The organism is Burkholderiales bacterium (assembly GCA_013695435.1).
GTDB lineage: Bacteria > Pseudomonadota > Gammaproteobacteria > Burkholderiales > JACMKV01 > JACMKV01.
This window is the reverse complement of the sequence record JACDAM010000251.1, coordinates 1-7703: the sequence shown is the minus strand read 5'-3', so window position 1 is coordinate 7703 and position 7703 is coordinate 1. Positions and strand designations below refer to the sequence as shown.

The following is a 7703-nucleotide window of genomic DNA, read 5'->3' as shown; positions in this document are numbered from 1 at the left end:
GCGAAAAACACCATCGCGCCCTGCGCAAAATTGAACACCCCGGACGCTTTGTAGATCAGCACGAAACCGAGCGCGACCAGCGAGTACATGACCCCGGCGAGCAGGCCGCCGATCAGCACTTCGAGGAAGAATTGCCAGTTCATGATTGGGTGATCAGTGAACGGTGATTAGGACCTGCCGTTTGAGGGCAACGCGGGGCATGATTTAGGTGTGAACAGTCCTGGCACGCCGCTCGGTAAACAACTTTCAAAAGTCAAAAGCCGTTCCCTGCTCGCGCGCGTTAATGCGCGACGCCGAGATACGCATCGATCACTCTCTTGTCATTGCGTACCTCGTGCGGCGTGCCATCGCTGATCTTGCGCCCGTAGTCGAGAACGACGACGCGGTCGGAGATATCCATGACCACGCCCATGTCATGTTCGATGAGCACGATGGTGGTGCCGAATTCATCGTTCACGTCGAGCACGAAGCGGCACATATCCTGCTTTTCCTCGACGTTCATTCCCGCCATAGGTTCATCGAGCAGCAGCAAATCCGGCTCGGCGGCGAGGGCGCGGCCGAGTTCGACGCGTTTCTGCAAACCGTACGGCAGGCGCCCGACCAGAGTCTTGCGTATCGCTTCGATCTGCAGAAAATCGATGATTTCCTCGACGCGTTGGCGGTGCGCGATTTCTTCGCGCCTTGCGCGACCGAGGTAAAACGCCTGTGCGAGAAATCCCGTGCGCATTTTCAGATTGCGCCCGGCCATAAGGTTATCGAGCACGGTCATGCCTTTGAACAGCGCGATATTCTGGAACGTGCGCGCGATACCCTGCCTGGCCGCAGCGTGCGGCCGCATCTGCCGGCGCGCATTGCCGCGAAAAGTGATGGTTCCGGCTTGTGGATGATAGACGCCATTGATCACGTTCAGCATCGAGCTTTTGCCAGCGCCGTTCGGGCCAATGATCGCGCGGATTTCGTGCTCGCGCACGTCGAAGCTTACGTCGCTCAGCGCCTTGACGCCGCCGAACGAAAGCGAAATATTGCCCAGCTCGAGCAGGGTTCCGCCGATGACGCGCGCAGCCATCAGCTCGCTTTCTGCAACGCCTCGAACAGCCGCGCTTCGCGGATTTTTACGTCCGCCACTATCGTGCCTGTGCGCCCATCCTCGAATCTCACTTGCGCGGTCACGCGGCAACTGAATTGTTCCGAATAAAGAGCCGCGATCAGCTCCGCGTATTTTTCGGCGATGGCGCCGCGCCGGACCTTGCGCGTGCGCGTGAGTTCGCCATCGTCGGCATCGAGCTCTTTGTGCAGAATCAAAAAGCGGCGAATCTGCGAATTGCACAGACTGGGATCGTCAGCGAGATCGCGGTTTACTTTTTCCACGCAATCTTTGATCAGATCATAAACCGCGTCCTGCGAGGCAAGATCGGTGTAGCCGGTATAGGGCATATTGCGCCGCTCGGCCCAATCGCCGACGGCGCCGATGTCGATGTTGATAAAGGCCGCGCAATAACCGCGCTGATCGCCGAACGCCACCGCTTCCTTGATGTGAGACGAAAACTTGAGTTTGTTCTCGAGATATTTTGGCGCGAACAGCGTCCCGTCGTTCATACGCCCGACGTCTTTCGCGCGGTCGATGATTTTCAGGTGACCGTCGCTACCGAACACGCCCGCGTCTCCGGTCATGAAGTAGCCGTCGGCATCGATCGCATCCGCCGTGGCATCCGGTCGTTTGTAATATTCCTTGAGCAGACTCACTCCCTTGACCAGCACCTCGCCATTCTCTGCAATCCTGATTTGCATGCCGGGCGCCGCGACTCCGACGGAATCGAATTTCACCTGATCATCCGCCTGCAGACACACGTAGGCACAGGTTTCGGTCTGGCCGTAGAACTGCTTCAGGTTGATGCCGATCGAGCGATAGAAGCGGAACAGGTCCGGGCCTATCGCTTCGCCCGCTGTGTAGGCGACGCGGATGCGGCTCATGCCGAGCACGTCGCGCAGCGGTCCGTAAACAAGCAGATTCCCCAGCGCATACAGCACGCGGTCGAGCAATGGAACGGGCTGCCGGGCGAGTATCCGCACACCGCTTCGGTTTGCGACGTTCATGAGCCAGCGGAACATTCCGCGCTTCAGCCAGCTCGCGTCTTCCATGCGTATCATGACCGTGGTCAGCAGGTTTTCGTAGACGCGCGGCGGCGCGAAATAATATGTGGGACCGATTTCGCGCAAGTCGGTCATCACCGTATCCGGCGATTCCGGACAGTTCACGGTGAAGCCGCCGGCCATCGCCTGCGCGTACGAAAACAGAAAGTCGCCGACCCAGGCCATGGGCAGATACGACAGAATCTCATCGCCTGGACCGAGCTTCTCGAATTCGCAGCCGCGCGCGCCCGCGCCCATCATGCTCGCATGCGTATGGCATACGCCTTTAGGATGCCCGGTGGTGCCAGAGGTGTAGAGAATAACTGCGGTGTCGGCGCTTTTGCCCGCGCCTATGCTGTCGGCCAGGAAATCCGGGTGCGCGGCGTGGTATTCGCGGCCGCGCGCCTGCACATCGGTATAGGCATGCAAAAACGGCTGCTGGTAATGGCGCAGCCCGCGCGGATCGTCGTAAATGATCGCATTCAAGCGCGGCGCACGCGGTTTGATTTCGAGCAGCTTGTCGACCTGCTCCTGGTCCTCCACGATCGCAAAACCAATCTCCGCGTTGTCGAACACGTAGATTATTTCGTCGGCAGGCGCATCCTGGTAGAGCGGTACCGGCACCCCGCCCAGCGCCTGCGCTGCGCTCATCGCCCAGTACAAGCGCGGCCGGTTGTCGCCGATGATCGCCAGATTGTCGCCGCGCCTGAAGCCCATCGCCGCGAGCCCGCCCGCGAGCGCAGCGACTTCGTCGCGCACCTGCGCCCAGGTCCATGATTGCCAGATGCCGAGATCTTTTTCGCGAATCGCGGGCTGATTGCCGCGCACCTTCGCGTGCTGCAGCAGCAATTTCGGAAATGTGTCGCTCTCGGCATCAGTTCGCGCAAGCTGCATCGGCGCTTTTCCCTGTTTAAGCCGTAGCAAACCTACTGTCCCTGGAACCGCGCCGGCCGCTTTTCCACGAACGCAGCCATGCCTTCTTTCTGGTCGGCGGACGAGAAGCACAGGGCGAATAACTGGCTTTCGAGGATGCAGGCGTTTTCGAGATCCAGATCCTGGCCACGCTGCACCGCGCGTTTCGTGAGCCGCACGGCGAGCGGCCCCTTGGCCGCAATGGTGCGTGCGAGCGCCAGGCCTTGCTCGAGCAACTCGTCCTTCGGATAAACGTGGTTGGCCAACCCGATTTGCATGGCTTCGTCGGCGCGCACCTGGCGTCCGCTCACCAGCAACTCCATCGCGCGGGCGCGGCCGATCAGGCGGGTCAGCCGCTGCGTGCCGCCCCAACCGGCCATAATGCCGAGGTTCACCTCAGGCTGCCCGAAGACCGCGTTCTCCGCGGCGAGGATGAAATCGCAGCTCAGCGCGAACTCGCAGCCGCCGCCCAGGCAGTAGCCGTTGACCAGCGCGATCGCGGGTACGCTCAACGCTTCGAGTTTGCGGAACACGCGCAGCGCCTGTTCGGAAAGCGCCTGGGCTTCGAGCGGTGTGAAGTCGCGCATTACGCGGACGTCGGCGCCAGCGACGAAGGCCCTGTCTCCGGCCCCCGTAACGAGCAATACGCGGGCCGCGGCTTCCTTGCCGATTTCGCTCAACGCCGCGCCGATCTCGGTCAAGGTTTCGGAATTCAGCGCGTTCAGCGCCTGCAGCCGATTGATCGTCAGCAGATAAATTCCCGGCTCTTTCTGCTCTAGAAGGATGTGTTTGAAGGACATAGCCCCCCGGTAAGCTGCCAGTGAAGTTTACTCCAGCCCGTGGTGTTATCGTCCGCTCATAGCCGCAATTCAACTTTTCCGAAGACCGAAAACGGGGCGCCCGGATAAACGGCATTGGAACCGGCGCTATTGATATATTGCTTGTCGGTCACATTCTTGAAGTTCAGCGAAAACTGGATACGATGGTTCAAACGGTAGGCTATAACGGCGTCGAGCCGAACGTAGCCGGGAACATTGTAAGGCTCGAAAAGGTTGCCGTTGCGATTCGAAACAGCAGTCAGGCCGGCGCCGAGCGTCAGACCTGAAAGTGGCTCTCCGCGAAAGCGATAGATGCCCCAAAAACGGCCGCTAAGACGCGGCGCATTGACGGCATCCGTACCCTTGGCGATGACGGGATCTTCGACAACTACAGCGTCAAGCAGGGCCGCGTTGGCAATCACCTTCAACCCTGGCGCAATGTCACCCGCAATATCGATTTCCACGCCGCGGCTGCGCTGCTCCCCGGTCTGCAACACAAAGTTCGCCTGACCGGGATCGGTGGTCAGCACGTTTTCCTTGCGGATATCGAATACCGACAAGGTCGCGCTCGCGCGATTATCGAAAAGATCGAATTTGATTCCCGCTTCGATCTGTCGGCCGCGCTCGGCGTCCGCCCCGATGCCGCTCTGCTGGACGCCGATCTGGGGTCGGAACGAGCGCGCGGTATTCGCGTACACGGACAACCATTCCGCGGGCTGGTAGACGGCCCCGAGACGCGGCGAGAATGCGCGATCACGAACTTTGGCATCAAGATCGCCGATATCGCCGCCGCGGAATCGATCGCTGCGGTGGTAGCGGTCGAAACGCAAACCCGCGACCAGAATCCACGCTTGTGAGACTCTGATCTGGTCCTGAACGTACAGGCCAAGCGCGTCGAGTTCCTGGTCGAATGACAAACGTTCAATCCGTGGCCCGAGGGTTGCGGAATAGACGGGATCGAAAACATCGATGGCGTCGAGTTCGAACCCTTCATCCGTTTCCGACTGGCGGTCTTCGGAATACGCGATGCCGGCGAGCACGGTATGGCCAAAATCGCCGGCGCGCAGTTTTCCGACAAGCTCGTTTTGCACCGAGTAGCGCACTTCCCTGGTGCGCTGGCGCCGCGCCTCGCGGTTGAGCGTTTTTTCGTCGTCTTCGAAACCCCTGAATTCAATTCTGGTCTCCTCGCTTTCGGAGTCCTGAACAGCGCCGGTCGCGCGCAGCGACCATCGGTCGTTCAAAGACTCCTCAAAAACATAACGCAATTGGTATACGGGCACTTCGAAGCCCGCGAATGCCTCGCCGTAGTAGCGGCTGAAAGGAATATCCGGAATGCGTCCGCCGGGCAGAACGGGCAGCCCAGGGTCGAGTTGGGTATCCGTTTTCTGATATTCGGCGAACACGATCAGCTCGGTCGATGGTCGCGGGTTCCAGGAGACAGTGGGCGCGAGATAAACGCTTTCGGGTTCGACAAAGAAATCGCGGAAACTTTCGCTGCGTTCGTAAACGGCATTGAAGCGGTAGCGCAGCGAGCGCGTGACCGGCCCCGACGCATCGGCGGCGGCGCGGTAAAAATCGAAGCTCCCGGCCGTCAGGGTGGCAACGTAATCAGGCCGCGCTAGCGGGCGTTTGGAAACGATATTGATCATACCGCCTGGATCAGTCGTGCCGTAGAGGACCGAAGCCGGGCCTTTGAGCACTTCGACGCGCTCCACTCCGGCCAAATCCGACCTGGCCGTCGAACCATTGATTTTGAATCCGGCTCCATCGCGCGCCGCGCTGGTATCGTTATTAAAACCGCGGATCACGAAGCTCTCGTCGCTATTGTCGTTATCCTGGGGCTGGACGTTACTGACGTTTTCCAGAACGTCGATCAGGTCGAATGCTGTCTGATCCTCGATCACCGCGCGCGGCACGACTTGCACCGACTGCGGTACATCGCGAATCAGCGTGTCGGTCCTGGTTGCGGTCGCCGAGCGTTCCGCGTCGTAACCATCGACGGGCCCGTACGCCGATTCGCCTTCGACCTCGACCGATGGCGCGCGTACCGCCGGAACGGATTGCGCGTGCGCAACTGGCCAAAGCGCGCAATTCAGTGTAGCCGCAAGGCAAAGCGCTCGTTCCAACACGGACTCCTCCCGGTCTGAAAAGATTGCGCGCGACGGGTTCGCCCCTGCGCCGTTCGCCGCACACGCGCCCCGGCTTTCGGAAACGCATCACCGAAACCATACCCCGGCGCGAACGCCGGTAGCAAATGTTGCAGTTCGACAGACCGCCGCGTCAGTTCTTGCGCTTGCCACGTCGCGGCTTTTCAGCAAACCCCCGACGCTTTCGCGATTTTTTGCTGACGGCCTTTCCTTGCGCAACGCGAACCGCTACGCTAATCGCGTTGTCGGCATTCTCCATCGAGGATTGGCCGACGCCGATCGGGAAAATCCGGAGATAGCTTCCCGTCACGAAAAAAATTCGGCGAAAACATGTCGCACAATCCCATCGTCATCGTCTCGGTTGCGCGTACCCCTATCGCGGGTTTTCAGGGTGATTTCGCCAGCGTCACCGCACCCCAGCTCGGCGGCGTCGCCATCAAGGCGGCGATCGAACGCGCCGCAATTCGCGCCGATCAGGTGCAGGAAGTCATCATGGGTTGCGTACTGCCGGCGGGACTGGGCCAGGCGCCGGCGCGGCAGGCGGCCATCAACGCCGGCGTGCCGCTGGCGGTCGGCTGCACCACGGTAAACAAAGTTTGCGGTTCCGGCATGAAAGCCGCGATGCTGGCGCACGATTTGTTGCTCGCCGGAAGCAATGACGTCATGGTCGCTGGCGGTATGGAATCGATGACCAACGCGCCCTACTTTCTGCCGAAAGCGCGCGGCGGTCTGCGGCTCGGTCATGGCCAGATTCTCGATCATATGTTCTTCGATGGCCTGGAGGACGCCTACTTCGATCGCGGCCGGTTGATGGGAACATTTGCCGAAGACTGCGCGAGCGCCTACGGTTTCACGCGTGCCGAACAGGACGCGTTCGCCGTCGCCTCAACGATGCGCGCCCGCAAGGCAAGCGATGACGGCTCGTTAACCTGGGAAATAGCGCCTATGACCGTTGCCGGGCGCAACGGCCCCGCGCGCATCGACCGGGACGAGCAACCGCAAAAGGCGCAGGTCGAGAAAATCTCGACCCTCAAGCCCGCCTTCGCAAAGGACGGCACGGTGACCGCCGCCAATTCGAGCTCCATTTCCGACGGCGCAGCGGCCCTCGTGATCATGCGCCGCTCGACCGCGGACCAGCTCGACGTCAAGCCGGTCGCGACCATCGTCGGCCATACGACGCATGCTCACGAACCGAAGCTCTTTACGACTGCTCCGATAGGCGCCATACGGAAGATTCTGGCCAAGGTTGGCTGGTCGGTCGACGACGTGGACTTGTGGGAGATCAACGAGGCTTTCGCCGTGGTCGCCCTGGCCGCTATGCGCGATCTCCAGCTCGACCATGAAAAAGTGAATATTCACGGCGGCGCCTGCGCACTCGGTCACCCGATCGGCGCCTCCGGTGCGCGCATTCTGGTAACCCTGATCGGCGCCCTGAAAAAGACCGGGGGCAAACGCGGTATCGCCAGTCTGTGCATCGGCGGCGGCGAAGCGACGGCTATGGCCATCGAGATGTTTTAACAGACCCGGGTCGCGGCCGCCTCTGCGAAACATGACGCGGGCGAGCAGTGATCCTGACATCGCGACGTCGGCCGCGACCGCCATCGTGACATCGAATTTCCCCACCACGCTTGACACCTCATCGTCTTGCCCAACGCGCAATGATGGCGTGCAACGCACCGAGGCCATCGGTTAGCGC

At 60.7% G+C, this 7703-nt stretch carries 6 protein-coding genes; 1 reads left to right on the top strand and 5 read right to left on the bottom strand.

Annotation, left to right across the window (positions count from 1 at the left end):
- The 5 genes from H0V78_12460 to H0V78_12440 all read right to left on the bottom strand — a co-directional run.
- Positions 1-143 (bottom strand): branched-chain amino acid ABC transporter permease (locus H0V78_12460; GenBank protein ID MBA2352551.1); only part of this gene is annotated, 143 nt, incomplete at its 3' end.
- 137 nt (positions 144-280) lie between these two features.
- The gene (locus tag H0V78_12455) at positions 281-1066 is read right to left on the bottom strand and encodes an ABC transporter ATP-binding protein (GenBank protein MBA2352550.1); all 786 of its coding nucleotides are present in this window, start codon (positions 1064-1066) and stop codon (positions 281-283) included.
- Entirely contained in the window at positions 1066-3024 is a 1959-nt protein-coding gene (locus tag H0V78_12450; protein MBA2352549.1) for an AMP-binding protein, read from the bottom strand. Before H0V78_12450 ends, H0V78_12455 begins: the two co-directional genes overlap by 1 nt.
- A 32-nt stretch (positions 3025-3056) precedes the next feature.
- Entirely contained in the window at positions 3057-3842 is a 786-nt protein-coding gene (locus H0V78_12445; protein ID MBA2352548.1) for an enoyl-CoA hydratase/isomerase family protein, read from the bottom strand.
- Positions 3843-3898: 56 nt separating this feature from the next.
- Complete coding sequence (locus H0V78_12440) at positions 3899-5986, bottom strand: TonB-dependent siderophore receptor (GenBank protein MBA2352547.1); 2088 nt, start codon at positions 5984-5986, stop codon at positions 3899-3901.
- A gap of 351 nt (positions 5987-6337) precedes the next feature.
- Between H0V78_12440 and H0V78_12435 the strand changes: the two genes are divergently transcribed.
- A complete protein-coding gene (locus H0V78_12435) occupies positions 6338-7525 on the top strand; it encodes an acetyl-CoA C-acetyltransferase (protein MBA2352546.1) in 1188 nt (395 codons plus the stop codon).
- Positions 7526-7703: the final 178 nt, after the last annotated feature.